The organism is Deinococcus aquaedulcis (assembly GCF_019693445.1).
Classification (GTDB): domain Bacteria; phylum Deinococcota; class Deinococci; order Deinococcales; family Deinococcaceae; genus Deinococcus; species Deinococcus aquaedulcis.
Genome location: NZ_JAHRBL010000004.1, coordinates 78,133 through 104,133 on the forward strand (window position 1 = coordinate 78,133; position 26,001 = coordinate 104,133).

Here is a 26,001-nt window from a genome sequence, read left to right on the forward strand (position 1 = left end):
TCGTTCAGTCGCGGCGGGGGGGGCGGCCGCCACGGTCGCCACCAGGACGCGGCGCGCGGGGCTCGCGTGGGGCCACCTTGCCTTCCAGCTCGGGGCGGATCAGGTCAATCTTGCCCCGGTCGTCAATGTTGGCGATCTTCACCTGCAGCTTGTCGCCCACATTCAGCACGTCCTCAACCGCATTGATCCGCTCCTCGCTCATCTGCGAGATGTGCAGCATGCCGTCCTGGCCGGGGAACAGGTTGACAAAGGCCCCAAACGGCGCGGTCTTGACCACGGTGCCCGTAAAGATCTCGCCCACCTTGGCTTCGCGGGTCAGGCCCTCAATACGCGCCTTGACGGCTTCGGCCGCCGCGCTGTCGGCGGAAAAGACGCGGATGGTGCCGTCTTCCTCCACCGTGATCTGCGCGCCCATGGCCTCCAGTTCGCGGATCTGCTTGCCGCCGGGGCCAATCACCTTGCCGATCAGCTCGGGGTTGATCTTCAGGCTGATGATGCGCGGAGCGGTGGGGGAGAGTTCGGGGCGGGGGCTGGGCAGCACCTCGGCCATCTTGCCCAGGATGTGCAGGCGGCCTTCCCGGGCTTGCGAGAGCGCCTCGCGCATGATCTGTGGGGTGATACCGCCCACCTTGATGTCCATCTGCAGGGCCGTGACCCCCTGGGCGGTGCCGCAAACCTTGAAGTCCATGTCGCCCAGCGCGTCTTCCAGTCCCAGAATGTCGGTCAGGACGCGGTACTGCTCGCCTTCCATCACCAGGCCCATCGCCACGCCGGCCACGGGCGCCTTGATGGGCACGCCCGCGTCCATCAGGGCCAGGGTGCCCGCGCAGACGGTCGCCATGGAGCTGGACCCGTTGGATTCCAGCACCTCGCCCACCAGACGGATCACGTACGGGAACTCTTCAAAGGAGGGCAGCACCGCGCGAATGGCGCGCTTGGCGAGGTGGCCGTGGCCCACTTCGCGCCGCGACTGCCCGCCCATGCGTTTGACCTCGCCGGTGGAGTACGGCGGGAAATTGTAGTGCAGCAGGAACTTGTCGCCGGTTTCACTGGTCAGGTCGTCAATCAGAATCTCGTCGCGCTCGGTGCCCAGGGTCGCCACGCCCAGCACCTGCGTTTCGCCGCGCGTGAAGATGGCGCTGCCGTGCGCCCGGGGGAGCGCGCGGGCCTCAATCCAGATGGGCCGCACCGTCTTGGCGTTGCGGCCGTCGGCGCGCAGGTCGTTTTCCAGAATCAGGCGGCGCAGTTCCTGCTTTTCCACCTTGCCAAAGGCGGTTTTCAGGGCGGCCACGCGCTCCTCGGCGCCTTCGATCTCGCCTTCAGGGATGCGGGCCTGAATCAGGCGCTCGCGCAGGGCCTTCAGGTTCGCGCTGCGCTCCTTTTTCTTCATGGTCAGCAGGGCGTCGCGCAGCCCGGCGGCGCGGGCCTGCTCGGCCAGTTCGGGCACGAGGTCGGTGCTCAGGTCGCCGTCGGCCAGGAAGTTAAATTTCTCTTGGCCCAGTTCGGCGCGCATGCGCTCAATCAGGTCCAGCACGCCCTGCATGCCCGCGTGGGCAAATTCAATGGCGGCCACCAGATCGTCCTCGCTGACCTCCTGGGCGCCGGCCTCCACCATCATCACGGCGTCGCGGGTGCCCGCCACCACGAGGTCCAGGCGGCTGTGCGCCAGCTGATCGGTGGTGGGGTTCAGGATGAATTGCCCGTCCACCTGCCCCACCCGCACGCAGGCGGTGGGCCCCTGCCAGGGAATATCGCTGATGGTCAGCGCGGCCGAGGCGCCAATGGGCCCCAGCACGTCGGGCAGGTTCTGGCCGTCGGCCGAAAGCACGGTGATGATCACCTGCGTTTCGTGGCGGTAGCCCTTGGGAAACAGCGGGCGCAGCTGGCGGTCGGTGATGCGTGCCGAGAGGATGGCCCGCTCGCCGGGGCGCCCCTCGCGGCGGTGAAAGGAGCCGGGGATCTTGCCCACGGCGTAGTGGCGCTCTTCAAATTCCACCGTCAGGGGCAGAAAGTCCAGCGTGCTCTTGTCCTCGCGGGCCTGCGCGGTCACCAGCACCACCGTGTCGCCGTAGCGCAGGGTCACGCTGCCGCTGACGAGCTTCGCCAGCTTGCCCGTTTCGATGCTCAGCTCCTTGTCGCCCAGCATCGTGGTATACGTCTTTCCGATCATGACAGGCAGTCTATCCCGCGCGCATGGGCCGGGACCGGACAGCGGCAACGTTTGGCGGCTGGGGCGCGTAGAGATTGGCGTGAGAGATTTGCTGGGCGCTGGACTGGAAAGCCTGATTCATGTGGTCACCAACCTCGGTCTCCCATCCCGCTCCTGGCGCTGGATGTTCCGTGCCCTGGGCGCCCTGCTGATGGGGCTGTGGCTGGCGATAGGGGACCAGACGCCGGCGCTGCTGGGTGGCCTGCTGGTGCTGGCTTCCTTCGTGCGCTGGCCGTCGCGCTTTGGGCTGGAGTGACGCAGCCCGGCCGGCCCACGTTGCGGCTCCACCTGCGCTGGACCGTGCCACTGTCGTGGGTGCTGCTGCACCACGTCACCATGCGCACCACGGTGGACGTCAAAGCGAGCTGGGATCAGGGATACGCCACGCTCTACCAGTACGGCTTTCCCCTGGCCTTCACGCACTGGGGACTGGTCTCTAGTGAATACGACGCCTATTTTCTGCTGCCGCTCCTGCTGGACTGGGTGCTGTATGGGCTGGCCTGTGGTTGGCTCGTTCATGGCTTGCGGCATGTTCTACTGTCCAGGCCCCGTTTTGCGGCGTGGCTTCTGGTGCCGCTGTGGGCAGGGGGGCTGTGGACCGCCGGACGTGTGGCCGTGGACGTGGCCCTTGGCGAGGTGACCTGGACCACCCGGTTTTCTGTGTTGGACACGCGTGACCCAGCCTTCTCGTGGGGCTGGCGGGGGCGCGGTCTGGACGGCTACGGTCCCCAGAACTGACCGCGCTTTCCTAACGCCCTATCCTGCGGCCACACAGGAGGAACCCACATGACTGTACCGGCATTTGGACTGGGCACGTTTCGACTGAAAGACGACGTGGTGCGCCGCGTGGTGCAGGGCGCGCTGGAGTTGGGCTACCGCGCCATTGACACCGCGCAGGGCTACGATAACGAGGCTGAGATTGGTGAGGTACTGTCCCAAAGCGGCGTGCCGCGCGAACAGGTGTACCTGACCACCAAGATCAAGCCCGCCAACTACCGCCGCGCCGCGCTGCTGGACAGCCTGCGCCAGAGCCTGGACAAGCTGCAGGTGGAACAGGTGGACCTGACCCTGATCCACTGGCCGGTGCCCAAGGGAGAGGTGCGCCCAGAGGAATACCTGTCGGCGCTGGCCGAGGCCCGCGAGGCCGGCCTGACCCGCGAGATCGGCGTGTCGAACTTCAATATCGCGGGGCTGAAACAGGCGCGCGAGGTGCTGGGCGGCGTACCCCTGGCCACCAATCAGGTAGAAATTCACCCGTACCTGCAAAACCGCACGCTGGTGGATTTTGCCCGCCAGGAAGGCTGGCATCTCACCTCGTACATGACGCTGGCGGTGGGCAAGGTGGTGGGCGACGAGGTGCTGCAGGACATTGCCCGCGCCCACGGGGCCACACCCGCGCAGGTGGCGCTGGCCTGGGCGCTGGGGCAGGGCCACAGCGTCATTCCCTCCAGCACCAAGCGCGAGAACCTTGCCAGCAACCTGCAGGCCCAGACCCTTCGTCTGACGGAAGAGGACATGGCCCGCATCGCCGCGTTGGAGCAGGGCGAGACCGCGCGCATTGCCAATCCGGAAAGCGCCCGGCCCGACTGGGACTGATTCGCTGTCCAAAGCATGCCGTCAGACAAGGTGACGGCACGTTGTCTGGTGGGACGTGCAAAGTCATGCACAGCGGCGAACTTCCGGCCAGAGAACCCCAGGGGCGCTGAAGAGGGGGACCATCCTGTGCTGTCCTGGACGGTCTGGACCTGGGGACAGTCGGGATTACCCCCAGCGCCCCGGCGTACCTCTGGCCCCGGGCTGCGGTACACTGCCCGCACCATGAAACTCATCTCCCGGATGGCCCTCACGGGGTTCCTGAGCCTTTCGCTGCTGGCCGCCTGCGGTCAGGAAACCCCAGCGGCGACCCTGGGCGCCCCAACCCTGGGTGCACAGGGCGGTAGCGGCAAGCCCCCCACCGGGCAGACCACGGCGGCGGCCCGGGTGTTTCTGACCAACCCCGTGCAGTCCACCGGAAACCAGAACCTGACCGACAGCAAGGACGCGGCCTCGGCGGTGCCGGCCAGCGCCTACTACGCCGTGACCCTCACCCACCTGGACGGCAGCGGGTATCTCAGCGGGCAGTACGCCCGGGTGGTGAGCGAAACCGGCACGCCCGTCTACGGCGCCGGGCCCTTTCACTTCACGCGCAATCAGGACCAGTTCGAGCAGGTCATGGCGTACTTCTGGGTGACCGAAGCGCAGAAGTACCTGCAGTCTCTGGGCTTCGGGCGCACGCTGCCGGCGGTGAACAGCGACCAGCAGCAGCTGAAGGTGGGCCAGTACGGCATTGACAACTCGTACCAGAACGACCAGCCGGACATCATTCGCATGGGCAAGGGCGGCGTGGACGACGCCGAGGACGGCGAGGTGATTGTGCATGAGTACGGCCACGCGGTGCACGCCGCGCAGGTGCCCGGCTTTGGCACCAGCCTGGAGGCGGGCGCCATTGGCGAGGCGTTCGGGGACTACTTCGCCCTGACGGTGGGCGAGGCGGTGGCCAGGGCTTACGGCGCACCCATCAAGACGCCGCTGCCCTGCCTGATGGACTGGGACAGCGTGTCGTACACGACCACCACACCGCACTGCATCCGCCGCACGGATACCAATAAGCACTACCCCGAAGACGTGCGCGGCTCGGTGCACGCCGACGGCGAGATCTGGTCGCGCGCCCTCTGGGACATCCGCCAGGGGCTCGGGGCCTACGTGGCCGACCGCATCATCATCAATGCCCAGTTCCGCTTCCGCCCCGACACCAGCTTTGCCGCCGCCGCCCAGGCCACCGTGGACACCGCGCAGTCCATGTACGGCAAGACCCAGGCCGATGTGGTGCGCGCGGCCTTCGCAGCGCGCGGCATTCTGCGCTGAACCGCACTTCAGGCGCGGAAGGGGCAGTGTATAGCTGCCAGCAGTCGAGCAGCAGTCGAGGCCGGGAAACTCAATTCCCGGTCTCGATCACCTGGGGGCCCCTGCGCCACGTTTCGACTCAGTCGCGCACGAAGTCCGAGCCGCCAATATGCAGGGCGTCGCCAAAGCGGTAGAACAGCAGGCGCTGCTCCGGGCCCCCTGCCGGTATGAGGGTGATCCCATAGCCCGCCACGCTGTAGCGCCCCGCCGTGCCCGAGCGGCTGCTGGCGGCCATGTTCGAGGTCGAGGCCCCGGCGAAGCGGCCCCCCGTGAAGGTGCCGTCGGGTCTGAAGGTGTAAGTGCTGCCGGCGGCGACCATCACGTCGCCCCCCAGCGCTGTGTTGCCGCCGCCGCCCAGGGAGGCATAGGCGCCACTGAGCTTCAGGCCAGCGGGCGCCGGCTTGAGCGCGTCTTGCACCTCGAACGTCTCGGTCTCGCCGTCGCCCCAGCGAATCTGAAAGTTCTGGCCCTGGCTGGTCCACTTGCCCCATTTCTGCGGTTCGAGTTCGCGTGAGAGCCGGGCGTTAAAGCTGCCCGGCGCCCAGTAGGGGTCGTTGTAGACGGTGCCGTCTTTCAAAAACAGGTACGGCGGGTACGTGATGATGACCATGCCGCCCACCCCAATACCGCTGGACTGGGTGGTGTAGACCCCCAGCACCTCGCTGTCTTTCAGGCCTTTGCCCGCCGCCACTAAAAAGCGCTCGGCCGGTTGATTTTTAAAGCGCCAGCCCACATCGGCCACCGGCAGCGTGGAGGCCTTCATTCCCGCTGGGTTGACCACCCGGCAGTCTTCCAGGGTCAGGAAGGTGTCGCGGTCAAACTCGCGCACGCGCCCCACCACCGTCACGGTCTGGCCCTTGGGCGGGTCGGCGGCGTCCCCCGCCATGTCATAGCAGTACACCGACCAGCGCACCTCGCGGCGGTCGTCACTCTGGGTCAGCGAGCGGCTGCGCTGCACCAGACCCGTCACCGCCACCTGCGGCCCCAGCGCCCGCAGCTTGCTCACGACCGCCTGTTCGGCCACGCGGCCAGCGGTGTCCTTGGGCAGGGCGGCCAGTGTCTGCCCCGCCAGAGAGGAAAGCTGCGCCACGGTGTAGCGCACCGTTGGGCCGACCGCACGGGCTGGGGCGGCGCTGGGGGTAGGGGTCGCGGTGCCGGCGCTCGCCACCCCCAGCAGCGTGTTCAGCTGCGGCACCTTGCCCCGCACATCAAAGGTGTCGCCCTTAAGTTGCGCGCGGTAGGCGGCGCACACCTGGGCTGGCGTGCCCAGGGTCCGGGTGCTGGCCACCAGCGCGTCGAGCTGCGCGTTCAGGCCTGCACGCAACTGGGTCACGTTGGCGTCTCCCACCCGCTTTCTCAGCTGGGCGTCGAACCCCTCCAGTTTCTGGGCGCTCAGCCAGGCGGCGTACGCCTGCTTGGTGGCCGCCGCCGTCGCTGGGTCACGCGTCACGCAGTCGTCGCGCAGGCGCCCGGCGCTGAGGTACGTGGCATAAGCAGTGCCCAGACCCTGCAAGGCCGCTGTGGTCTGCGCGTGGGCGGGCGGGGGTGAGCCCACCAGCAGCAGGGCGGTGCAGGCGGCGGTGCGGTGCAGCAGAGCCATACCCTGACCGTAAAGGACCTGTGTACCGCCGCGCTGAGGCCCGCCCCCCCGGTGCTTGAGCGTTCCTAGGGAAAGGACCGGGTCAGGCCGGGACGGGGCTTGGTAAGGCTGTTTCCACCGCCACCAGAAGCGCCCGGTCAGGTCGGCGTGGCCGGCTTCCAGTCCCACCAGGTGTAGTGGTATTCACCCTGTTCCACGTCGTACACGGCGCCGCAGGCCCGGCACTGGCAGCTGTAGGTCATGTTCCAGTCGGGGGGCGAGGACGAGAGGATGGTCACGGCGCCGCTCTCCTGCTCCTTTTTCGGGTTGTAAAAAAGGTAGCCCGGATACAGCGCGCAGGCGCACAGGCCATCGCGCGCCGCCTCCACTGCCCGCAGCGCCTGGCGCAGGTGGTCGTTGTTCGGATAAAACGCGCCGCCCAGGTCAAGGTCCTCGGTGGCCTGCTGGATGGCGGCCAGGTGCGGCACCAGGGGCAGGCGGGACGCGGCCGGCAGCCGGATGACTGCGTGCGACGCCGCCCAGACGCGGTGATGGTCGCGCGAGGTCAACTCGGCCAGCAGGGAAGCGGGGTCGGTGGCGTCCGCCGTCATGGCCCTCATGATGCCCTGAAGCCAGAAGGCGCTGGGGCCTACCCTCTTCAGCTCACCTCAACCAAGGGCGGCAGCGGAAAGGCGTGGACAAAGGCTTCTGCCAGGGCGCGGTCCCCCTGAAGCCGGACCGTGCCTGCCGCCTCTGCCGCTGCCAATGGCTGCCCCCCGAAAATCACCGCCCCCAGCGCGCCCACCTCGCCGCTGAGGGTCAGGGCGGCTGCCGGGTCCAGGCCCGGGGTGACCTCGGCGTGGGGGCCATCGAGCCGCACGGTGTAGGCCTCGGGGCCCAGATTCAGGCCAATCACCCCCCTCAGGGCGCCGGCATTCATGGTCTTCAGGGCGGCCAGCAGGGTGGCGGTGGTGATGGGCGCCTGGGCCGGGCGGCGCGGCGAGCGCGCCCCCCAGCGGCCCAGGGCCTGCAATACCGGTTCCAGTTCGCGGCCCCACTCGGTCAGGGCATAGACGCGGGTGCTGGCAGGGGGCGGCAACTGCTCGCGCCGCAGCACGCCCACGGTTTCCAGGTCGGTCAGGCGCTGGGTCAGCACCGTGGGGCTGATCCCGCGCAGGCTGGTCTGCAGATCAATAAAGCGGCGCGGGCCGGGCAGCAGTTCACGTACCACCAGCAGCGCCCAGCGTTCCCCGATCAGGTCCAGGGCGTGGGCAACGGCACAGCCATCGTCGTAGACGCGCTTTCCAGGCATTGAAGCTGCAGTCTAACGCGCGGACTCCGAAAAATGGAGTGGAGACTTGCAATTCAGGAGTGTTCTGTTTTAAGTTAAACGAGCTAAAGGAAGTTCGGGCACATTTGTTCTCTGTCGCGTGGTCGCGTGACGGCTGGCTGCTGCTGTCCCGAATGTCCGAAGGAGCCCTGTATGCCCCAGCTTCAGCCCTACCTCGGTTTTAACGGTGCCTGTCAGGAGGCGATGGCCTTTTACCAGCAGTGCCTGGGCGGCACCCTCGACCTGATGCTGGCGGGCGAGTCCCCCGTGGCCGCGCAGATGCCCCCAGAGCTGCACGCGCATGTGCTGCACGGCCGTCTGGTGTCGGGCGACCTGACCCTGATGGCCTCGGACATGACCCAGGACACGGCGCGCAGCCAGTCGGTTTCCCTGATGCTGCAGTGCGCCAGTGCCGAAGAAGCCCACGCCACCTTTGACAAGCTGGCCGAGGGCGGCACGGTCACGCACCCCCTGGGCCCCTCGTTCTGGGGCTCGACCTTCGGGCACCTGACCGACCGCTACGGGATTCACTGGCTGCTGAACGCCGAGCCCACCCCGGCGGGCTGAGCATGTCGTTTCAGGCGTATCTGGACGCCGTCCAGGCAAAGACTGGCAAAACCGTGCCCGAATTCCGGGTGCTGGCTGAAACCCAGGGCCTGAACCGGCACGGCGAGATCGTGGCGTGGCTGAAGGCCGAATACGGGCTGGGGCATGGACACGCCAATGCCGTGGCGGCGGCCCTGCTGAAGGCCGAGGCCCGCCGCGCCCCGGACACCGAGCGCACCGCCGCCGTGTTCAGCGGCAAGAAGGCCGTGTGGCAGCCCCTCTGGACGGCGCTGCTGGCCCACGCGCAGACCTTTGGGGAGGACGTGGGTGTGGCCCCGACCGAGACCTCCGTGGGCCTGACCCGCGCGGGCCGCAAGTTTGCCCTGGTGCAGCCCGGGGTAAAGGCCGCCGACGTGGGCCTGCGCCTGCCGGACCTGACCCCCACAGCGCCCTATGAGGCGGCCGGGGCCTGGAACAGCATGGTGACCCACCGCCTGCGCCTGACCGAACCGGGCGGGCCCGAAACCCACCTGCTCGACGCCCTGCACGCGGCCTATCAGGCCCGCTGACCCCCTGCCCCCGGAGGCCCCCCATGACCGCGCCCGACACCCTGCTTCCGCGCGACCGCACCGTCATTCTGGTGCTGCTCGTTTCTGCCTTCGTGGTGATCCTGAACGAGACCATCATGAATGTGGCCCTGCCCCGCCTGATGGCCGACCTGGACGTGAGCGCCCGGCTGGCCCAGTGGCTCAGCACCGCGTTCATGCTCACGATGGCGGTGGTGATTCCCATTACCGGCTTCCTGCTGCAACGGCTCTCCACCCGAACGGTGTACCTGACCGCCATGGGCCTGTTCTGTGTGGGCACACTGCTGGCCGCGCTCGCACCGGGCTTTGTGCCGCTGCTGCTGGCGCGGGTGGTGCAGGCGTCTGGCACGGCCATCATGCTGCCGCTGCTCATGACCACGGTGCTGACCCTGGTGCCCGCCCAGCAGCGCGGGGCCGTGATGGGCAACCTCAGCATTGTCATCTCGGTGGCCCCGGCTATTGGGCCCACCGTCTCCGGGCTCATTCTGCAGGTGCTGCCCTGGCGATTTCTGTTCGTGTTCGTGCTGCCGGTGGCACTGGCGGCCCTGGCATACGGCGCGCGCACCCTGCGCAACGTGGGTACGCCCCGGCCCGTGGCGCTGGACCTGCTGTCGGTGCCCCTGGCGGCGCTGGGCTTTGGTGGACTGGTCTACGCCCTGAGCCAGGTGGGCGAGGGCGGCAGTGGACTGAGTGCCGCCACGGCCGCGCCGCTGCTGGTGGGCGTGCTGGCGCTGGTGGCCTTCCTGTGGCGGCAGGCCGTGCTGGGGCGGCGCGACGCCCCGCTGCTGGATCTGCGGGCCTTCCGCTTTCCCCAGTTTGCCCTGGGCGTGGGCCTGATGGTGATTGCCATGATCGCGCTGTTCGGCGGCATGATTCTGTTGCCCCTGTATCTGCAGAACCTGCGCGGCCTCAGCACCCTGCAGACGGGGTTGCTGCTGCTGCCGGGCGGCCTCCTGATGGGCCTGCTGGCGCCCAGCGTGGGGCGGCTGTACGACCGCATTGGGCCGCGTCCCCTGGCGGTGCCCGGCACCATCCTCATGACGGCGGTGCTGGTGGGCCTGAGCCGCATTGACACCGCCACCCCCATCTGGGCGCTGCTGGCGCTGCACCTCACCCTGAGCGGGGGACTGGCCCTGCTGTTCACGCCCGTGTTTACCAGCAGCCTGTCGCCGCTGCCGCCGCACCTGTACTCGCACGGCAGCGCGATTCTCAGCACCCTGCAACAGGTGGCGGGGGCGGCCGGTACGGCGCTGCTGGTGGCCCTGATGGCCGGGCGCGCGGCCCAGCAGGTGGCGGCCGGGGTGGCGGCGCCGCAGGCCCAGGTGGCTGGCCTGCACCTCGCCTTCCTGGTGGCAGCGGGCGTGGGCGTGCTGGCGGTGGGCCTGGCCCTGGGGCTGCGGGCCTCGGGGGCCGTCCACCCCACGGCCACCGACGAGGCCGCGCCACTGGCGCACCCCGGAGACTGAGATGAACTGGACCCTGGAAGTCGTGGTGGTGCCGGTCAGTGACGTGGCGCGGGCGGTGGCCTTTTACGCCGGTGGCCTGGGGTTTGGGGTGGATCACGACACGGCGCTGGGGGGTGGGCGTCGGCTGGTGCAGCTCACCCCGCCCGGCTCAGGCTGCTCGGTGGTGCTGGGCGACGGCCTGAGCCCTATGGCCCCGGGCACCCTCCAGGGGCTGCAACTCGTGGTGAACGACGTGCGGGCCGCCCACGCCGAGCTGCGTTCGCGGGGCGTGGCGATCAGCGACGTGCAGGTGCTGGGCCCGCAGGGCCCCCGGCCCGCCACCGACGACGACGACCTAAACAACGTGGGCTTCGTCTTTTTCAAGGACCCCGATGGGAATGGCTGGGCGGTGCAGCAGATCACCGCCCGGTCCTGAATTTTCAAACCGACGCTTTGACTCTGCCAGGAGCCCCCCATGTCCCAGCTTGTTCCCGCCCTGATGTTTGAAGGCCGCGCCGCCGAGGCGCTGGCGCTCTCCTTCTCTCTGTTTCCGGGCGCCCGGCAACTTGTCCGCCAGGGCTCTGGCCCGGATGGCCCAGGGGCGCCCGGCACGCTCATGACCGCCGAGGCGGAACTGGCCGGGCAGCGCCTGCGCGTGTCCGACAGCCCTATCCCCCATGCGTTGACCTTCACGCCCTCTCTGTCGCTGTTCGTGGATGGCCTCGCTGCGGCGGACTTCGAGCGCGTGTTCGCCGGATTGTCGGCGGATGGAGAAGTGCTGATGCCGCCCGGGAACGACGGGTTCAGCACCCACTTCGCCTGGCGGAATGACCGTTTTGGCGTGTCCTGGCCGCTGAGTGCGCCATGAGTGAAGCGCTGCCCCCTGGTCTGGGCCGCCCGGCCACCCGGGCCCTGACGGCCGCCGGCCTCACCACCCTGGCGGCCGTGGCCCAGCGCAGCGAGTGTGAATTGCTGGCCCTTCACGGTGTGGGGCCCAAGGCGGTGCAGGTGCTGCGCAAGGCATTGGCGGCGCAGGGGCTGGAGCTGCGCCCCGGCTGACCCTGGCCTGCCTCCCGCTGTGTAAAGTGGCTCTGAGTGCGCCCCGGGCCGCCGCTCTAGACTGCCCGGCATGACGGCCCTGCCCGCGCGCGACGTATTTCTCACCTGCCCCCTGGACTGCCCCGACGCCTGCCGCCTGAAGGTGACCCTCACGCGCGGCGAAGACAGCCAGGAACGCATGACCAAGCTGACGGGCGACCCCGCGCATCCCATCACGCGCGGGTTTGCCTGTGCCAAAACCGTGCATTACCCCGCCCGCGCCAACCACCCCGAGCGGCCCCTGTACCCCCTGAAGCGCCTGAACGCCAAAACCGAGGCCCCGGTGTGGGGGCGGGTGAGCTGGGATGAGGCTCTGGACGACATCGCCGCCCGGCTGCGGCAGGTGCTGGACACCCGGGGCCCCCAGGGCCTGCTGCGCTACAACTACGCGGGCACCATGGGCCTGATGGAAGGCACCCATGTGCACGCCCTGTTCCGCGCACTGGGCGCCCCGGAGCTGGACGAGACCATCTGCGCCACCGCTGGCAGCGAGGCCTGGGCCATGGGCTACGGCACACGCTACGCCGTGGACCCGCGCGACGTGGCGCACGCCCGCCTGATCGTGCTGTGGGGCATCAATTCGCTGTCCACCAACAGCCACCTCACACCGCACCTGACGGCCGCGCGCAAGGCCGGGGCGCGGATCATCGCGGTGGACCCCTACCGCAATCGCACCGCCGCCTTCGCCGACGAGCACCTGAAACTGAAGCCCGGCACCGACGCCGCGCTGGCCCTGGGCGTGATGCACGAACTGTTCGCCCACGGCTGGACCGACGCCGCGTACATCGCCGAGGCCACCGTGGGCATTGAGGACGTGCAGCAGGCCGCCGCCGAGTGGACCCCGGAACGCACCGCCGAGGTGACTGGCCTAGACGCCGAGGTGATCCGTGCCTTCGCCCGGGCGATTGGCACCACGCGGCCCACCTACATCCGCGTGGGCTACGGCATGACCCGCCACGAACATGGCGGCACCAACCTGCGCGCCGTGACCCTGCTGCCCGCCCTGACCGGCGACTGGCGCCATCGGGGCGGCGGCTGCGCCCTGAGTGCCAGCGGGGCCTTCAAACTCAACCGCACCCGGCTGGGCAGCGCGCACCTGATCCGCCCGGACACGCCGCACGTCAACATGAACGAGTACGCCCGCGCCCTGCGCCCCGAAGCCGGCCTGGGCGCCACGGTGATTTACAACTGCAACCCCGCCGTGGTGGCCCCCGACGCCGGGCGGGTGCGCGTGGGCCTGCAGCGCGGGGACCTGCTGGTGGTGGTGCTGGAACAGGCTATGACCGAAACCGCCCAGCTGGCCGACTATGTGCTGCCCGCCACCACCTTTGCCGAACACCCGGACCTGTACACCAGTTACGGCCACCACTTCCTGGGCTACAACCACGCGGAACTGGCGGCCCCCGGCGAGGCCCGGCCCAATTCCTGGGTGATGCAGCAGCTTGCCCGCCGCCTGGGCGTGACCGAACCCAGCGTGTACTGGACCGTGGACGACCTGCTGGCCGAGGTGCTGAACTCCGGGCATCCGCACCTCGCGGGCATCACCCCCGAGCGGCTGAAGACCGAGGGCAGCGTGCCCCTCAGCCTGCCGGACCTCTTCTTGCCCTATGCCCACGGCGCTGAAACCCCCAGCGGCAAGGTGCAGCTGTCGCCCGCGCCGCAGCACCGCGAGCCCCAGGCGGCCCTGAACGCCGAATACCCGGTGCGCCTGCTGACCCCCCCCGCGCACCATTTCCTGAATTCCACCTACGGCGTGCTGGAGAACCTGAACCGCGCCGAGGGCAGCGAGCCCTGCGTGCTGGTTCACCCGCAGGATGCCCAGGTGTACGGCCTGCACGACGCCGGGTATGCCCGGCTGGAATCTGAAATCGGGGCGGTGCGCCGCCGCGTCAAGGTGACGGACGCCGCGCAGCCCGGCACGGCGGTGGTGGAAGGCACGTGGTGGGGGCTGTCGGCCCCCGACGGCACCAGCATCAATGAACTGACCGCACAGACGCTGACCGATCTGGGCGGCGGCAGCACCTTCCACAACACCCGCATCCGACTGATGCCGGTGGAGGGTTAGAGGCCAGTGGCCGGCACGCTGATAGTCACCGGGGGTGGGCGGGGCATAGGAGCGGCGGTGTCAATGCTCGCGGCGGCGCGAAGCTGGCGCGTGGGGGTCAACTACCGCCAGAACGGCGAAGCGGCGCGCCGGGTGGTGGCTGACATTGACGCGGCGGGCGGGCAAGCCCTGGCCGTTCAGGCCGATGTGGCCCGCCCCGAAGAGGTCGAGCGGCTGTTTCATGAGGTCAATACGGCCTTTGGCCCACTGACCGGCCTGGTCAACAACGCGGGCCTGCTGGAGCGGCAGGCGCGGGTGGAAGAACTGGACGCGGCCCGCCTGCACCGGGTGCTGGAAACCAACGTGGTGGGTGCCTTCCTGTGCGCGGGCGCGGCGGTGCGGCAGATGTCCACCCGCCGGGGAGGCGCGGGCGGCGTTATCGTGAATGTCTCGTCCCGGGCAGCGGTGCTGGGGTCAGCCGGCGAATACGTGGACTACGCGGCGGCCAAGGCGGCGGTGGATACATTGACTGTGGGGCTGGCGCGGGAGGTGGCAGCCGAAGGCATCCGTGTCTGCGGCGTTCGCCCTGGCCTGATTGACACCGAGATTCACGCGCTGGGCGGTGAACCGGGCCGGGTGGCGCGCCTGAGCAGCACCGTTCCGCTGGGGCGCGGTGGCCTGCCTGCCGAGGTGGCCCACGCCATTGTGTGGCTTCTCTCGGCCGAGGCCAGCTACGTGACAGGCACAACGCTGGATGTGTCTGGTGGCCGCTGAAGCTGGCCTGGAGAGCGGCCCACAGGTCTGCGGGAGCGGCTGGCCGGCTGTTCTAACTGACGTCGCCTGCTGCCCTGCATGCCTGGTGCCTCTTACTTGAGAGGCCTGACCACTGGGCGGCTGCCCGGCGCAGTCCAGTCAAAGCGCGCCTCGAACACCCCGCAGGCGTCGTGGCGGGTCGCCACCACCTCGCGGGCCGTGTAGGTCTCGCGCTCGTCCAGGGTGCCGTCCTTTTCAACCGGGCCGCAGCCGGGCCGGGTGGGCACAGCAAAACTCAGGGCCTGCAGGCGGCGGGTGCTGAGGTCGTAGAGGTAGAAGTTCAGCGCCACGGGTTCGTAAGGGCTGTAGGCGCCGTTGGGGGAATTGAACAGTACGCTCTGTGCGTTCTGGGCCTGGCGCCAGCCATCAATCTCCAGGCCACGCGTTGGACCGCGCAGAGGCTGCACCAGGGTGCGATCTGCAATGGCAGCCCCCCCCGAACTGGTGGCTTCCACGAACACGTCGCCCCCCAGGGCATAGAGCCGCGATACCCGGCCCACCTGCATCTGCTGCGACAGCAGGCGTCCGGTGCCCAGGTCAAAGAGCTGCAGGCGGTAGTCAGCCCACTGGCCCTGCGGCTGCGTGACCAGGGCCAGCGTGCCGCCGCTCACCAGGGTCAGGGCTTCCTGGCCTCTGGGCACCGGGTAGGTGTGCAGAGGCCGCCCGCCGCGCAGCACCTGCACCTCGCTGGGCCGCTGGACCACCTGAACCGCTGGCAGTGAGGCCGCGCCGCCCCCGCGCGCCTGCGCACTGGGCGGGGCGGTCGTGCCCAGGGCCAGCAGGGCCAGCCAGACCCAGGTGGCCCGCCTGGGGCGATGGCGGCTCACTGTGGGGCTACCATCGCCTTCCACCCCTCCACATCGTCGCCCACGGTCAGCACCTTGCCGCCGCGCACCAGCGGCAGCTTCAGCAGTTCGGGCGTTTCGATCACCCTGGCGATCACGCCCTCTTCGGTGGTGCGCAGGTACGCGAGGTTGCTGCGCTCGTAGGCCTTGCCGTCCAGGTCCAGCAGGGCGTTCAGGCCGTACTTCTGCACAAAGCGCGTCAGCTCGCCCTTGCTGATGGGCCGCTCGTGCAGGTCCACAAAGTGCACCTTGACCTTGCGCTCCTTAAAAAAGCGCTCGGCGGCGCGCGTCTCCTTGCTTTTGCGGGTGCCGAAGATTTGCACCTGAAGGTCGCTCATGGGGGCCAGTGTACTGGTGTGCCCCGCCCGGCCACGCAGTTTGAGCGCAAGAATCCGGTCACGGCCGGGCGCGCAGCCCCGTAGCCTGAAGCCCAAGGTGAAGCCCTGATGACCCAGCCCCCCGTCCCCGAAGCCCCCGACGACGCCCGCTGGCAGGCCGTGGCGCAGCGTGACCCGGCGGCCGACGGCACCTTCTGGTACGGGGTGCGCCGCACGAAGATTTACTGCCGCCCCAGCTGCCCGTCGCGCCGCCCGCTGCGCCCCAATGTCACCTTCTTTGAGTCGCCGGAGGCGGCCCAGGCGGCCGGCTACCGCGCCTGCCAGCGCTGCGCGGCAGACCGGGTGGGGGCTGTGGCCACCGCCCTGGCCCGCGCCCAGCACCTGCTGGACACCGAGCCGGCCGCCCCGTCCCTGAAAGCCCTGGCAGCGGCGGTGGGGTTCAGCCCGTTTCACCTGCAGCGCGTGTTCAAGGCCCATTTTGGCGTCAGCCCCAAGCAGTACGCGCTGCGCGCGCGCACCGAGCGCCTGAAAACGCACCTGGGCGCGGGCCAGAGTGTCACGGCGGCCCTGTATGCGGCCGGGCACGACTCGCCGGCCACGCTGTATGCCCCCGCCACCGACCAGCTGGGCATGGCCCCACGCGCCTACGCCCGGGGCGGCCAGGGCGTTCAGGTGCGCTACGCGGTGGTCACCGGCCCGCTGGGGCCCATGCTGGTGGCGGCCACGGCGCGCGGCCTGTGCGCGGTCCGCTTTGGCGAGCCCAGCGCCCTGCAGGCCGAACTGCGCGCGGAATACCCCCACGCCACCCTCACCGAGGACCCCGCCACACTGGCCCCCTACACCGAGGGGCTGCAGGCCTTCCTGGCGGGGCGGCCCCTGCCTGCCTATCCCACCGATCTGCCCGGCACCGCCTTTCAGCAGCGGGTGTGGGCGGCGCTGCGCCAGATTCCCCCCGGCGAAACCCGCACCTACGCGCAACTGGCGGCCCTGATCGGCCAGCCAGGGGCGGTGCGCGCGGTGGCGCGGGCCTGCGCGGCCAATCCGGTGGCGCTGGTGGTGCCCTGCCACCGCATCGTGCCCAAGGCCGGCACCGGCAGTGGCGGCTACCGCTGGGGCGCGGCGCGCAAGGCGCAGCTGCTGGCGCTGGAAGGCGCCTTGGCCCCTCCCTTCTGACCTTCACCCACCTGTTGTCCGGGCAGCGCACGTGGGCCCGGCTGGAGTCCTATGTCTGACCACATCCCCCTGACCCCCAAGATGTTTTATCTCGGGACGCCGGTCGTCCTGATCAGCACCCTCAACGAGGACGGCAGCGCCAATCTGGCCCCCATGTCGTCGGCGTGGTGGCTGGGCGACCACTGCCTGCTGGGCCTGAGCACGCGGTCGCACACCGTGACCAACCTGCGCCGCGAGGGCCGCGCGGTCCTCAACCTGCCCGACGCCTCGCTGGTGGACGCCGTGGATCGCCTCGCCCTGACCACCGGCCGCGCCGACGTGCCGGAGTACAAGCGGGCGATGGGCTACCGCTTCGAGCCGGACAAGTTCGCAGCAGCCGGCCTGACCCCGTCCCCCGCCACCCCCGGCTGGCCGCCCCGCGTGGCCGAGTGCCCGGTGCAGCTGGAGGTGGAACTGCTGAGTGACCGCCCGCTGAGTGCCCCGCACCTGACGGCCCTGGAGGTGCGCGTGGTGCGCAGTTTCTTTGCTCCCGCCATCCTGAACCCGGCGCGGCGCCACCATGTGGACCCGGACCGCTGGCGCCCCCTGATCATGAGTTTCTGCGAGTTCTACAGCCTCGGCGAGCAGGTGCACCCGTCGCGGCTGGCCGCTGTGTTCTGAAGCGCCGCCCAACAACAAAGGAGGGGGCCGCTGGCAACTTGCCAGCGGCCCCCTCCCCTTGCCCGTTCATACGGGATGAAAATGACGTACATCTCTCGTGCTCGCTGGTCCTGTTCCCCTCTCCCCTCGTGGGAGAGGGAGGGAGGAGCGGAGCGACGGAAGGGTGAGGGGGCCACCGCGTGGCTCGGACGGGTATGGCATCCCTTGAGTTCCGTATCAGTGGGCGTAGAAGCCCGGGCCGTCGTCGGGGTGCCCCGACACGGGCAGGCCTAGGTGGTCATAGGCGTGCGCGGTGGCCACGCGGCCCCGGGGCGTACGCTTGATAAAGCCCAGCTGGATCAGGTAGGGCTCGTACACGTCTTCCAGGGTCAGCGAGTCCTCGCTGATGGCGGTGGCCAGCGTATCCACGCCCACCGGGCCGCCGGCAAAGCGGTGAATCAGGGTTTCCAGGTACTTCTTGTCGCGGTCATCCAGGCCGGCGCTGTCCAGGCCCAGTTTGTCGAGGGCGTCGTGCGCGCGCGGCAGTTCGATGGTGCTCTCGCCCGCCACCTCGGCGTAGTCGCGCACGCGGCGTAGCAGGCGCTTGGCAATACGCATGGTGCCGCGCGAACGGGCGCCAATTTCAATGGCCGATTCCTCGGTTAGCCCGAAGCCCAGCAGACGGGCGTCGCGCATGAGGTTGGTGCCGATTTCCTCGGGGGTGTAGTACTCCAGGTGCTCAATGATCCCGAAGCGGCTGCGCATGGGCGCGGTGATCAGGCCGGGACGGGTGGTGGCGCCCACCAGGGTAAAGCGAGGGAGGGGCAGCTCGATGGTGCGGGCTGCCGGACCCTGTCCCAGCACGATGTCGAGCTTGAAGTCTTCCATCGCCGGGTACAGGTGCTCTTCGGCTACGCGGCCCAGACGGTGAATCTCGTCAATGAACAGCACGTCGCCCTCTTCCAGGCTGTTCGTGAGGATGGCGGCCAGATCCCCGGGTTTTTCAATGGCAGGCCCCGAGGTCACGCGGATATTCACCCCCAGCTCGTGGGCAATGATGTGCGCCAGCGTGGTTTTGCCCAGTCCGGGCGGGCCAAAGAGAAGCGTGTGGTCCAGCGCCTCGCGGCGACCTTTGGCCGCCTGGAGGTACACCGTCAGCTTCTCCTTCAGGCGCTCCTGCCCGACATATTCCGTCAGGGTCTTGGGCCGCAGCGCGGCGTCGAGCGGTTCAGTCATACCAAACAGTGTAGCGCGATTCTGCCCAGAGCGGAATAAGGTGGGGCACAAAGAGGGGGGAGGTCGGTCGGCCTCAGTTGGCGTACTGACGGATCAGGCCGGGCAGATCGCGGTCCAGGGTGCCGTCAATGACCGCTGCGTTGCCGTACATCCGCACAAAGCGGCCCTGGCCGTCCACCACACTCACCTGATCGCCGTGTAGCCGGGCGGCCTGGGCGGCGCTGGCACCCGCCGCCTGGGCGTTGTCGGCGCCGCTGCCCTGCTGGCCGCCCGTGTGGGCGCTGTGGTCCTGGGCCGGCAGAGGCTTCACATTCGCCACGAACATCTGGCGGGCGGCTTCGTCAATGGCAGCGGCCTTGCCCGTCAGGCCGGTGAACGCAGGGTCAAAGCGGGCCAGGTAGTCACGCACCATGGCGGGCGTGTCGTGTTCGGGGTCCACGGTGATGAACTGCACCTGCACTTTCTGCTGCTGCGCGGGGGTCAGGGCCGCGTAGGAATTCTTCAGGCTGGCCAGGGTGGCGGGGCAGACATCCGGGCAGCGCACGAAGCCGTAGAACACCAGCCGCAGCCGGCCGTCGCTGGTGGCCAGGGTGGTGGGCTGGCCGCGTTCGTTCAGCAGGGCCAGGGCAGGTAGGGGTTTGGGGTCATCCAGGGCCTCTCCCCCCAGGGGGGCCGGGCGGCCTCGCCACAGCAGGAGGGCGGCCAGAATGGCGGCCAGCAGCAGCAGGGCGGCTGTGACGGCTCGGGGGGTGAGGGACTTCATGGGGGGTAGGGTAGGGGAGGGGGATGGGGTGGGGTGTCCCAGGGGTGGGGTGGTTGAGTCTGCGGGCTTGCCCCACCCCCCCAGCCCCCCTACCCCGGACTCGCAGAGCTGCGTAGCAGAGGGGCAGGGGGGAGTTTTTCCGCTGCGCTCGGCAAACGTTGACTGACGGTGTGGGGTGGCCTTCCTTCGCCCCGCTGTGTACGCCGTCGCCTTTCTCCGCCCATCGCCTCACGCCCGCGCGCTGCGCGCACGACGGCTTCCGTTGCTGGCCTCGTGAAGGTGGAGGGCAGGGACGCTTAGGGCACGAGGTTCTACTTTAAAAACCGTGTGGTCCGTTTTGGATCGTGCGTCGGAAAAGGGTGGCCACAAGGTTTGAACTCCTCCCCCTTGTAGGGGGCTCGCAGAGCTGCGCCGCAGAGGTTGGATGGGAGGTGTCCGGGCCGAGCGTCTCGAAGGCTCTCCTCTCGTGGCTTGCTTGAGAATGGTTCGAAGCCTTTGTCAAAGCATCTGCTACAACTTGTGGTCTGCTCCCTGGCCCCTTGCCCGCGCGGAGCTTCTCTCATTCCTGCCTGCCAAAAAAATCCCGGGCCTTTCCAGACCCGGAGATGAAGCACCTTCTTTTCGGTTTTAGTGGCCGTCTTGGCCGGTGCGTTCGCTTTGCAAGCGGCCACCGCCCACCACGTCGTCGAGTTTCACGGCGCCGTGCTTGCGCATCAGGCTCAGGGCTTCGTCGGCGCGCGCGCCGCTGGGGTCACGGGCGATCACCAGCACGTGGCCGCCCTTGAGGCCCTGGTAGAACTTCTCGGCCTGGGCGGCAGGCACGCCCATGCGGCGCAGGAGCTTCACGTAGTCGCCGTGGTCGCTGCCGGCCAGCGCGCCGAACAGGCCGCCCAGGGCCGCGCCGCCGATCACGCCGAACAGGATGCCAAACAGGCCGCCTTCCTGGTAAATCCGGGTAATCGGAAAGGCCAGCAGCAGCAGCCAGATGGGCACGGTCAGCGCCAGTCCTGCCAGGGTGCCGCCGATCATGCCGCGAATCACCGAGGCCGAGCCGGCCGGTTCGCCGGCTTCGGGGCTCACGCCGGTGCGCTGCGCAATGTCGTCTTCCGCCACCACGTCGGTCAGGGCAAAGCCCAGGTGGTCGCGGTCAAAGCCGCGCTGTTGCAGGGCCTGCAGCACGCCCTGGGCCTGCTGAGGTTCGCGAAAGAGAGCCACAACGCTTTCCATACCCCGTTTTGTAGCATGAGGCGGCTGTCACCTGCGAGGGACAAAGGGCGGCCCCACGCTGCGCGTCGCTTTAGAGACGGGTGGGGAAGGGTGGGGCCGGTACGTTTTGCCCAGGGGCCCTTTTCTATACTGACCGCATGACTGGCGTGGCAGCGGTGGCCCTTCCCGACGCAGCGTTTGAAGCGCGCCTGCGCGAGGTGCTGCGCTCCCGCGTGGAGTTCATTGAGCTGATCGGGGACGATCTGGTGGCGGCGGGTGGCAAGCGCGTGCGGCCCCTGATCACCTACCTTGCTGCGCAGGCGCTGGGCGCCGGGCCCGGCGGGGCCACGTGGCGCCATGTGCGCGACCTGGGCGTGGGGGTGGAACTCCTGCACTCGGCCTCGCTCCTGCACGATGACCTGATCGACGACGCCGACACCCGCCGGGGCCAGCAGGCCGCCTTCCGGCGCTTTGGCAACGTGGTGAGCGTCATGAGCGGCGACTTTATGCTTTCGCGGCTGCTGGGGCTGCTCTCTGGACTGCCCGGCAGCCCGGAGCTGACGCGCCTGTTTGGCGAGACGGCCAGCGTGATCTGCGAGGGCGAGGTGCTGCAGTTTCAGGTGGCCGCCTACGCCGATTACAGCTGGGCCAACTACCTGCAGGTCATCCACGGCAAGACCGCCGCCCTCACCGAGTTGGCCGCCGCCGCCCCAGCGGTGCTGCTGGGGGTCCCGGCCACGGAGCAAGGGGCCCTGGCCACCTACGGCCGCGAATTCGGCATGGCCTTTCAGATGCAAGACGACCTGCTGGACCTGACGGGCGACGAGCAGCGCACCGGCAAACCCGTGGGCGGTGACCTGCGCGAGGGCAAGGCCACCGGGCCAGTCCTGCACCTGCTGGACGGCCCCCACGCCGACGAGGTGCGCGAACTCCTGGAGCGCCGCGCCGCCCAGCCCGGCGACGTGGCCCGCGTGCAGGCGCTGGCCGAACAGACCGGCGCCCTGGCCGCCACCCGCGAGGAAATCCGCCGCCGCGCCGCGCTGGCGACCTCGGCCCTGCAGGCGCTGGGGTCCTCGGAGGCCCAGGGGGCCCTGGCCGGGCTGGCGGCCCGCGAGATCGAGCGCCGCAGCTAAGAAACGCCTTTCTGTCTGCCATTGCCGAACGAAGGGGACTGGGGGCCTGCCGGCACAACCCAACAAGCTGACCTTTCAAATGTGAGGTTCTGCTGCGCTGACACGGCGGTCCACACGTTGGAACCGCTTCAGTCTTGCACCGTGTACAGCGTGGTTTTCCTGCCTTGACCCCGGGGGCACTGACCGCTACAACGGGGGCGGCCTGCGCGGACACCGCGCGGGGGCTAGGCCCTGTCTATGCGACCCAAAAGGGGCGTGTATGCTTCGGGCAGCCAATCCACCACACCCCATCACATTCCCACCGAAGGGAAGGAGACCGTCACATGCGGGCATCAGGACTCAACTGGCAGGGCCTCATGGAGCAACTCCAGCAGGCGCTGCCCTATTGCGAGGTCACGGACCAGTCCCTCGCGTATTTCAAGTACCCCAAACGCACAGTCAGTGTGAACCTGCCGGTGCGCATGGACGACGGCAGCATTCGCGTCTTTAAGGGCTACCGCACGGTGCACAGCACCTCGCGCGGGCCCAGCATGGGCGGCGTACGCCTGCGCGCCGGGGTCAGCGCCCACGAGTGCGAGGTGCTGGCCGCCATCATGACCCTGAAAGCGGCGGTGGCCGACCTGCCGCTGGGCGGCGCCAAGGGCGGCGTGGACGTGGACCCGGCCACCCTGACCCCCCACGAACTGGAAGGCCTGACCCGGCGCTACACCAGCGAACTGGTGGAACTCATCGGCCACAACGAGGACATCCTGGCGCCCGACGTAGGCACCGACGCCCAGACGATGGCCTGGATGCTTGACACCTACACCGAGAACACCGGCACGACCAGCAACGGCGTGGTGGTGGGCAAGCCCATTCCCCTGGGCGGCAGCTACGGCAGCAAGGACGCCCGGGGCCGCTCGGCGGCGCTGGTGACGGCCCGCGTGCTGGAAGACGCTGGCGAGAGCCTGAACCGCGCGCGCGTGGCGGTGTACGGCTTTGGCGACGTGGGCCGCAAGGCCGCCCAGACCCTGGCTACCCAGGGCGCGTTGGTGGTGGCTGTCAGTGACCAGGACGGCGCGACCTTTGCCAGCAGTGGTCTGGACCTGGACGCCCTGACCCAGTGGCGCGAAGAAAAGGGCACTGTGGCCGGTTTTGCCACCGACATCACCCCCGAAGAAGTCACCGAGCTGGACGTGGACGCGCTGATGCTGGCCTACGACTACGGCACCATTCACGCGGGCAACGCCCACGCCATTCGCGCGCGCTACGTGGTTGAAGCCACCAACCGCGCCGTTCTGCCCGAAGCCGAACGCTTCCTGACCCAGGCGGGCGTGAAGGTGATTCCGGACCTGATCGCCAGCATCGGCGGCGTGATCGTGAACTACCTGGAATGGGTACAGGACGCCAGCAACTTCTTCTGGATGGAAGAGGAGATTCTGGCCGCCATTGACCTGCGGGTGAACGCGGCGCTGGACGCCGTGCTCGCCACGCAGCGCACCTGCCAGACCGACCTGCGCACAGCGGCCTACGCCCTGGCCCTGAACCGCCTGCACAGCGCGACGGTGATGCGCGGGGTGTACCCATAACGCAGATGGCTGAAGGCCAATGGCCGATGGCGAACAGCGGAAGCCAGAGCACCTAGCCCCTGCTGTTCCCACTCCCCACAACCCACTTCACTACTCCCCCTCCGAAGGAGGCCCTCCCAATGACCACCACGCACGACCCCGCCAACACCGCTGGCCCCAAGACCGGCGCGCACGCCATTCCCAGCTACTTGGACCCCAACAACATTGGGCCGTACGAGATCTACCTGGAGCAGGTGGAGCGCGTTACGCCCTACCTGGGCAAGCTGGCCTACTGGGCCGAGACCCTCAAGCGGCCCAAGCGCATTCTGGTCGTGGACGTGCCCATTCACCTCGACGACGGCACGGTGGCGCACTTCGAGGGCTACCGCGTGCAGCACAACACCTCGCGCGGCCCGGCCAAGGGTGGTATCCGCTACCACCAGGACGTGACCCTGTCCGAAGTCATGGCGCTGTCCGCCTGGATGACGGTCAAAAACGCCGCCGTGAACCTGCCCTACGGGGGCGGCAAGGGCGGCATCCGCATTGATCCGCGCAAGTACTCCACCGGGGAACTGGAGCGCCTGACCCGCCGCTACACCACCGAGATCGGCCTGATCATTGGCCCGGATAAGGACATTCCGGCCCCCGACGTGAACACCAACCCGCAGACGATGGCGTGGATGATGGACACCTACTCCATGAACGTGGGCCGCACGGCCACTGGCGTGGTGACGGGCAAGCCGGTCAGCCTGGGCGGCAGCCTGGGGCGCGGCGACGCCACCGGGCGCGGCGTGTTCGTGACCGGCGCCGAGGCCATGAAGAAGCTGGGCATGCCCATGCAGGGCGCGCGCATTGCCGTGCAGGGCTTCGGCAACGTGGGCGAGGCCGCCGCGCGCATCTTCCACGAGCACGGCGCCAAGGTCGTGGCCATTCAGGACGTGACCGGCACCATCTACAGCGACGCGGGCATTGACCCGGCCGCCGCCCTGGCCCACCTGCGCCGCACTGGCAAGATCACCGAACTGCCCGGCAGCGAGGAGCTGAAGCGCGACGAGTTCTGGACTGTGCCCTGCGACGTCATGATTCCCGCCGCCCTGGAAAAGCAGATCACCCTGGCGAACGCCGGGCAGATTCAGGCCAAGTTGATCGTGGAAGGCGCCAACGGCCCCACCGTGCCCGCCGCCGACGACCTGCTCGCTGAGCGCGGCGTCACGGTGGTGCCCGACGTGCTGGCCAACGCGGGCGGCGTGACGGTGTCGTACTTCGAATGGGTGCAGGACTTCTCGTCGTTCTTCTGGACCGAGGACGAGATCAACAAGCGCCTGGACCGCATCATGAGCGAAGCCTTCCTGAGCCTGTGGGATGTGAAGGAAAAACACGGCGTGACCCTGCGCACCGCCGTCTACATCGTGGCCTGCACCCGCGTGCTCGAAGCGCGCGCGCTGCGGGGACTGTACCCCTAAGGCGCTGACGCGCCGCAGAACGCAAATGGTCAATGGCAGATGGCAGCGGGTGTTAAGCCATCTGCTTTCTGCCGTCAACCTCAGTACAGCTTGTCCAGCACGTCGTCTTTCATCACGAAGGCGTTTTCCTTGGTGGGGAAGGCGCGCGTGCGGACCTCGGCGGCGTAGGCTTCAATGGCTTCGCGGGCGGCGCGGCCCAGTTCGGCGTAGCGCTTGGCGATCTTCTTGTCTTCGCCCTCGTAGAGGCCCAGCAGGTCATGGGTCACCAGCACCTGGCCGTCGCAGTGAAGGCCGGCCCCAATGCCGATGGTGGGAATGGCCAGGCGGTCGCTGATTAAGCGGGCCAAGCGGGCGGGAATGGCTTCGAGCACCACCGAGAACGCCCCGGCCGCTTCCAGGGCCAGGGCGCCGTCCAGCGTCAGGCGGGCCGAGGCGTCGTCCTTGCCCTGCACGCGCAGGCCGCCCTGAGCGGTGGCGGTCTGGGGCATCAGGCCCACGTGGCCCATCACGGGAATACCGTTACGGGTCAGCGTCTGCACCACTTCCAGGATTTCGGGGGTGGCGCCTTCCATCTTGATGGCGTCGGCACCCGTGTCCTGAATGACCTTGACCGCGTTGCGCATGGCGTCCTGTACGCCGGTGTGGTAGGTGCCAAAGGGCAGGTCCACCACCATGAAGGTCTGGGGCGCGCCCCGGCGCACAGCGCGGGCATGGTGAATCATGTCGCCCAGCGTGACCGGCGCCGTGGAGTCGTAGCCCAGGACCACGTTGCCCAGGGAGTCGCCCACCAGAATCACGTCCACCCCGGCCGCCTCGGCATGACGGCCACCGGGGTAGTCGTAGGCCGTGACCATCACCAGGGGCTGCGCCAGCGTCTGCAGTTCGGGAATGCTGCGTTTCATGCCGCCCCAGCGTAACAGAGGGGGGCAAGCGCCGCTGGACTAGGGGTTCAGGGCGGCGGTGGGTCGGAAACCGTTTTCGATAGGAAGGCTGAGCAGCGTAACGCTACGGCGCGGAGACTCAGGGCAAGAGTTCAGACCTGGGTTCAAGGGAGACGAGCAGGC

General features: G+C 68.7%; 27 protein-coding genes. 17 read left to right on the forward strand and 10 right to left on the reverse strand.

All coding sequences use genetic code 11. The annotated features are described in order from the left end of the window. Positions 1-4: 4 nt before the first annotated feature. Complete coding sequence (gene pnp / locus KMW22_RS07045) at positions 5-2,170, reverse strand: polyribonucleotide nucleotidyltransferase (protein ID WP_221089329.1); 2,166 nt, start codon at positions 2,168-2,170, stop codon at positions 5-7. A gap of 79 nt (positions 2,171-2,249) precedes the next feature. Between pnp and KMW22_RS07050 the strand changes: the two genes are divergently transcribed. The 4 genes from KMW22_RS07050 to KMW22_RS07065 all read left to right on the forward strand — a co-directional run bounded on the left by KMW22_RS07050 (position 2,250) and on the right by KMW22_RS07065 (position 5,113). Further along, a complete protein-coding gene (locus KMW22_RS07050) occupies positions 2,250-2,465 on the forward strand; it encodes a hypothetical protein (RefSeq protein WP_221089330.1) in 216 nt (71 codons plus the stop codon). Then, entirely contained in the window at positions 2,462-2,947 is a 486-nt protein-coding gene (locus KMW22_RS07055) for a hypothetical protein (RefSeq protein ID WP_221089331.1), read from the forward strand. Before KMW22_RS07050 ends, KMW22_RS07055 begins: the two co-directional genes overlap by 4 nt. A gap of 48 nt (positions 2,948-2,995) precedes the next feature. Beyond that, positions 2,996-3,805: a 2,5-didehydrogluconate reductase DkgB gene (gene dkgB / locus KMW22_RS07060; protein ID WP_221089332.1), complete on the forward strand. Its 810-nt coding sequence runs from the start codon at positions 2,996-2,998 to the stop codon at positions 3,803-3,805. Positions 3,806-4,027: 222 nt separating this feature from the next. Further along, positions 4,028-5,113 carry a M4 family metallopeptidase gene (locus KMW22_RS07065; protein ID WP_221089333.1) on the forward strand — a complete coding sequence of 362 codons (1,086 nt, stop codon included), beginning with the start codon at positions 4,028-4,030 and terminating at the stop codon, positions 5,111-5,113. 118 nt (positions 5,114-5,231) lie between these two features. Here KMW22_RS07065 and KMW22_RS07070 read toward each other — a convergent pair whose 3' ends face one another. The 3 genes from KMW22_RS07070 to KMW22_RS07080 form a co-directional block, all read right to left on the reverse strand. After that, entirely contained in the window at positions 5,232-6,752 is a 1,521-nt protein-coding gene (locus KMW22_RS07070) for a hypothetical protein (RefSeq protein WP_235692741.1), read from the reverse strand. Positions 6,753-6,889: 137 nt separating this feature from the next. After that, positions 6,890-7,342: a hypothetical protein gene (locus KMW22_RS07075; RefSeq protein WP_221089334.1), complete on the reverse strand. Its 453-nt coding sequence runs from the start codon at positions 7,340-7,342 to the stop codon at positions 6,890-6,892. A gap of 47 nt (positions 7,343-7,389) precedes the next feature. Continuing rightward, a complete protein-coding gene (locus KMW22_RS07080) occupies positions 7,390-8,043 on the reverse strand; it encodes a winged helix-turn-helix transcriptional regulator (RefSeq protein ID WP_221089335.1) in 654 nt (217 codons plus the stop codon). A 171-nt stretch (positions 8,044-8,214) separates the two neighbouring features. Here KMW22_RS07080 and KMW22_RS07085 point away from each other — a divergent pair, with 171 nt between their 5' ends. The 8 genes from KMW22_RS07085 (at position 8,215) to KMW22_RS07120 (ending at position 14,555) form a co-directional block, all read left to right on the forward strand. Continuing rightward, positions 8,215-8,628, forward strand: coding sequence for a VOC family protein (locus KMW22_RS07085; RefSeq protein WP_221089336.1), 414 nt, complete (start codon positions 8,215-8,217; stop codon positions 8,626-8,628). Between the two features lie 2 nt (positions 8,629-8,630). After that, positions 8,631-9,176 (forward strand): DUF4287 domain-containing protein, encoded by a 546-nt coding sequence (locus KMW22_RS07090; RefSeq protein ID WP_221089337.1) that lies wholly within the window; start codon positions 8,631-8,633, stop codon positions 9,174-9,176. A gap of 23 nt (positions 9,177-9,199) precedes the next feature. Next, entirely contained in the window at positions 9,200-10,660 is a 1,461-nt protein-coding gene (locus KMW22_RS07095; protein ID WP_221089338.1) for a DHA2 family efflux MFS transporter permease subunit, read from the forward strand. Position 10,661: 1 nt separating this feature from the next. Beyond that, the gene (locus KMW22_RS07100; protein ID WP_221089339.1) at positions 10,662-11,075 is read left to right on the forward strand and encodes a VOC family protein; all 414 of its coding nucleotides are present in this window, start codon (positions 10,662-10,664) and stop codon (positions 11,073-11,075) included. Positions 11,076-11,114: 39 nt separating this feature from the next. Next, complete coding sequence (locus KMW22_RS07105; RefSeq protein ID WP_221089340.1) at positions 11,115-11,507, forward strand: VOC family protein; 393 nt, start codon at positions 11,115-11,117, stop codon at positions 11,505-11,507. Next, a complete protein-coding gene (locus KMW22_RS07110; RefSeq protein WP_221089341.1) occupies positions 11,504-11,698 on the forward strand; it encodes a helix-hairpin-helix domain-containing protein in 195 nt (64 codons plus the stop codon). The genes KMW22_RS07105 and KMW22_RS07110 overlap by 4 nt, the downstream gene beginning before the upstream one ends. 70 nt (positions 11,699-11,768) lie before the next feature. Continuing rightward, the gene (locus tag KMW22_RS07115; RefSeq protein ID WP_221089342.1) at positions 11,769-13,802 is read left to right on the forward strand and encodes a molybdopterin oxidoreductase family protein; all 2,034 of its coding nucleotides are present in this window, start codon (positions 11,769-11,771) and stop codon (positions 13,800-13,802) included. 6 nt (positions 13,803-13,808) lie between these two features. Continuing rightward, positions 13,809-14,555, forward strand: a complete 747-nt coding sequence (locus tag KMW22_RS07120) for an SDR family oxidoreductase (protein WP_221089343.1) — start codon at positions 13,809-13,811, stop codon at positions 14,553-14,555. Between the two features lie 92 nt (positions 14,556-14,647). On the opposite strand, the gene KMW22_RS07125 is transcribed toward KMW22_RS07120, so the two are convergent. Then, a complete protein-coding gene (locus tag KMW22_RS07125) occupies positions 14,648-15,421 on the reverse strand; it encodes a hypothetical protein (protein ID WP_221089344.1) in 774 nt (257 codons plus the stop codon). After that, on the reverse strand, positions 15,418-15,777 hold the full coding sequence (locus KMW22_RS07130) for an ArsC/Spx/MgsR family protein (RefSeq protein WP_221089345.1): 360 nt from the start codon (positions 15,775-15,777) through the stop codon (positions 15,418-15,420). Before KMW22_RS07130 ends, KMW22_RS07125 begins: the two co-directional genes overlap by 4 nt. Positions 15,778-15,885: 108 nt before the next feature. On the opposite strand from KMW22_RS07130, the gene KMW22_RS07135 reads away from it, so the two are divergent. Both KMW22_RS07135 and KMW22_RS07140 read left to right on the forward strand, forming a co-directional pair. After that, entirely contained in the window at positions 15,886-16,950 is a 1,065-nt protein-coding gene (locus KMW22_RS07135) for a bifunctional transcriptional activator/DNA repair enzyme AdaA (RefSeq protein ID WP_221089346.1), read from the forward strand. Positions 16,951-17,001: 51 nt separating this feature from the next. Next, positions 17,002-17,610 (forward strand): flavin reductase family protein, encoded by a 609-nt coding sequence (locus KMW22_RS07140; protein WP_221089347.1) that lies wholly within the window; start codon positions 17,002-17,004, stop codon positions 17,608-17,610. Positions 17,611-17,826: 216 nt separating this feature from the next. On the opposite strand, the gene ruvB is transcribed toward KMW22_RS07140, so the two are convergent. From ruvB to KMW22_RS07155, 3 genes are all read right to left on the reverse strand, one after another. Next, positions 17,827-18,825 (reverse strand): Holliday junction branch migration DNA helicase RuvB, encoded by a 999-nt coding sequence (ruvB, locus tag KMW22_RS07145; RefSeq protein WP_221089348.1) that lies wholly within the window; start codon positions 18,823-18,825, stop codon positions 17,827-17,829. 73 nt (positions 18,826-18,898) lie between these two features. Further along, on the reverse strand, positions 18,899-19,588 hold the full coding sequence (locus tag KMW22_RS07150) for an SCO family protein (protein ID WP_221089349.1): 690 nt from the start codon (positions 19,586-19,588) through the stop codon (positions 18,899-18,901). 627 nt (positions 19,589-20,215) lie between these two features. Beyond that, complete coding sequence (locus tag KMW22_RS07155) at positions 20,216-20,815, reverse strand: general stress protein (RefSeq protein ID WP_221089350.1); 600 nt, start codon at positions 20,813-20,815, stop codon at positions 20,216-20,218. Positions 20,816-20,952: 137 nt separating this feature from the next. Here KMW22_RS07155 and KMW22_RS07160 point away from each other — a divergent pair, with 137 nt between their 5' ends. The 3 genes from KMW22_RS07160 (at position 20,953) to KMW22_RS07170 (ending at position 24,937) form a co-directional block, all read left to right on the forward strand. After that, positions 20,953-21,927 (forward strand): polyprenyl synthetase family protein, encoded by a 975-nt coding sequence (locus tag KMW22_RS07160; protein WP_221089351.1) that lies wholly within the window; start codon positions 20,953-20,955, stop codon positions 21,925-21,927. A gap of 323 nt (positions 21,928-22,250) precedes the next feature. Continuing rightward, positions 22,251-23,495 carry a Glu/Leu/Phe/Val family dehydrogenase gene (locus KMW22_RS07165; RefSeq protein ID WP_221089352.1) on the forward strand — a complete coding sequence of 415 codons (1,245 nt, stop codon included), beginning with the start codon at positions 22,251-22,253 and terminating at the stop codon, positions 23,493-23,495. A gap of 119 nt (positions 23,496-23,614) precedes the next feature. Further along, complete coding sequence (locus tag KMW22_RS07170; protein ID WP_221089353.1) at positions 23,615-24,937, forward strand: Glu/Leu/Phe/Val family dehydrogenase; 1,323 nt, start codon at positions 23,615-23,617, stop codon at positions 24,935-24,937. Positions 24,938-25,017: 80 nt separating this feature from the next. On the opposite strand, the gene panB is transcribed toward KMW22_RS07170, so the two are convergent. Next, positions 25,018-25,839, reverse strand: coding sequence for a 3-methyl-2-oxobutanoate hydroxymethyltransferase (panB, locus tag KMW22_RS07175; RefSeq protein WP_221089354.1), 822 nt, complete (start codon positions 25,837-25,839; stop codon positions 25,018-25,020). Positions 25,840-26,001: the final 162 nt, after the last annotated feature.

Coding starts and splice junctions, on each gene's coding strand:
- KMW22_RS07100 (WP_221089339.1), top strand. CDS start 10,662: ATGAACTGGACCCTGGAAGTCGTGGTGGTGCCGGTCAGTGACGTGGCG.
- KMW22_RS07065 (WP_221089333.1), top strand. CDS start 4,028: ATGAAACTCATCTCCCGGATGGCCCTCACGGGGTTCCTGAGCCTTTCG.
- KMW22_RS07080 (WP_221089335.1), bottom strand. CDS start 8,043: ATGCCTGGAAAGCGCGTCTACGACGATGGCTGTGCCGTTGCCCACGCC.
- KMW22_RS07070 (WP_235692741.1), bottom strand. CDS start 6,752: ATGGCTCTGCTGCACCGCACCGCCGCCTGCACCGCCCTGCTGCTGGTG.
- KMW22_RS07075 (WP_221089334.1), bottom strand. CDS start 7,342: ATGACGGCGGACGCCACCGACCCCGCTTCCCTGCTGGCCGAGTTGACC.
- KMW22_RS07135 (WP_221089346.1), top strand. CDS start 15,886: ATGACCCAGCCCCCCGTCCCCGAAGCCCCCGACGACGCCCGCTGGCAG.
- KMW22_RS07090 (WP_221089337.1), top strand. CDS start 8,631: ATGTCGTTTCAGGCGTATCTGGACGCCGTCCAGGCAAAGACTGGCAAA.
- KMW22_RS07085 (WP_221089336.1), top strand. CDS start 8,215: ATGCCCCAGCTTCAGCCCTACCTCGGTTTTAACGGTGCCTGTCAGGAG.
- KMW22_RS07155 (WP_221089350.1), bottom strand. CDS start 20,815: ATGGAAAGCGTTGTGGCTCTCTTTCGCGAACCTCAGCAGGCCCAGGGC.
- panB (WP_221089354.1), bottom strand. CDS start 25,839: ATGAAACGCAGCATTCCCGAACTGCAGACGCTGGCGCAGCCCCTGGTG.
- KMW22_RS07130 (WP_221089345.1), bottom strand. CDS start 15,777: ATGAGCGACCTTCAGGTGCAAATCTTCGGCACCCGCAAAAGCAAGGAG.
- ruvB (WP_221089348.1), bottom strand. CDS start 18,825: ATGACTGAACCGCTCGACGCCGCGCTGCGGCCCAAGACCCTGACGGAA.
- KMW22_RS07170 (WP_221089353.1), top strand. CDS start 23,615: ATGACCACCACGCACGACCCCGCCAACACCGCTGGCCCCAAGACCGGC.
- KMW22_RS07150 (WP_221089349.1), bottom strand. CDS start 19,588: ATGAAGTCCCTCACCCCCCGAGCCGTCACAGCCGCCCTGCTGCTGCTG.
- KMW22_RS07165 (WP_221089352.1), top strand. CDS start 22,251: ATGCGGGCATCAGGACTCAACTGGCAGGGCCTCATGGAGCAACTCCAG.
- KMW22_RS07110 (WP_221089341.1), top strand. CDS start 11,504: ATGAGTGAAGCGCTGCCCCCTGGTCTGGGCCGCCCGGCCACCCGGGCC.
- KMW22_RS07105 (WP_221089340.1), top strand. CDS start 11,115: ATGTCCCAGCTTGTTCCCGCCCTGATGTTTGAAGGCCGCGCCGCCGAG.
- dkgB (WP_221089332.1), top strand. CDS start 2,996: ATGACTGTACCGGCATTTGGACTGGGCACGTTTCGACTGAAAGACGAC.
- pnp (WP_221089329.1), bottom strand. CDS start 2,170: ATGATCGGAAAGACGTATACCACGATGCTGGGCGACAAGGAGCTGAGC.
- KMW22_RS07140 (WP_221089347.1), top strand. CDS start 17,002: ATGTCTGACCACATCCCCCTGACCCCCAAGATGTTTTATCTCGGGACG.
- KMW22_RS07160 (WP_221089351.1), top strand. CDS start 20,953: ATGACTGGCGTGGCAGCGGTGGCCCTTCCCGACGCAGCGTTTGAAGCG.
- KMW22_RS07115 (WP_221089342.1), top strand. CDS start 11,769: ATGACGGCCCTGCCCGCGCGCGACGTATTTCTCACCTGCCCCCTGGAC.
- KMW22_RS07095 (WP_221089338.1), top strand. CDS start 9,200: ATGACCGCGCCCGACACCCTGCTTCCGCGCGACCGCACCGTCATTCTG.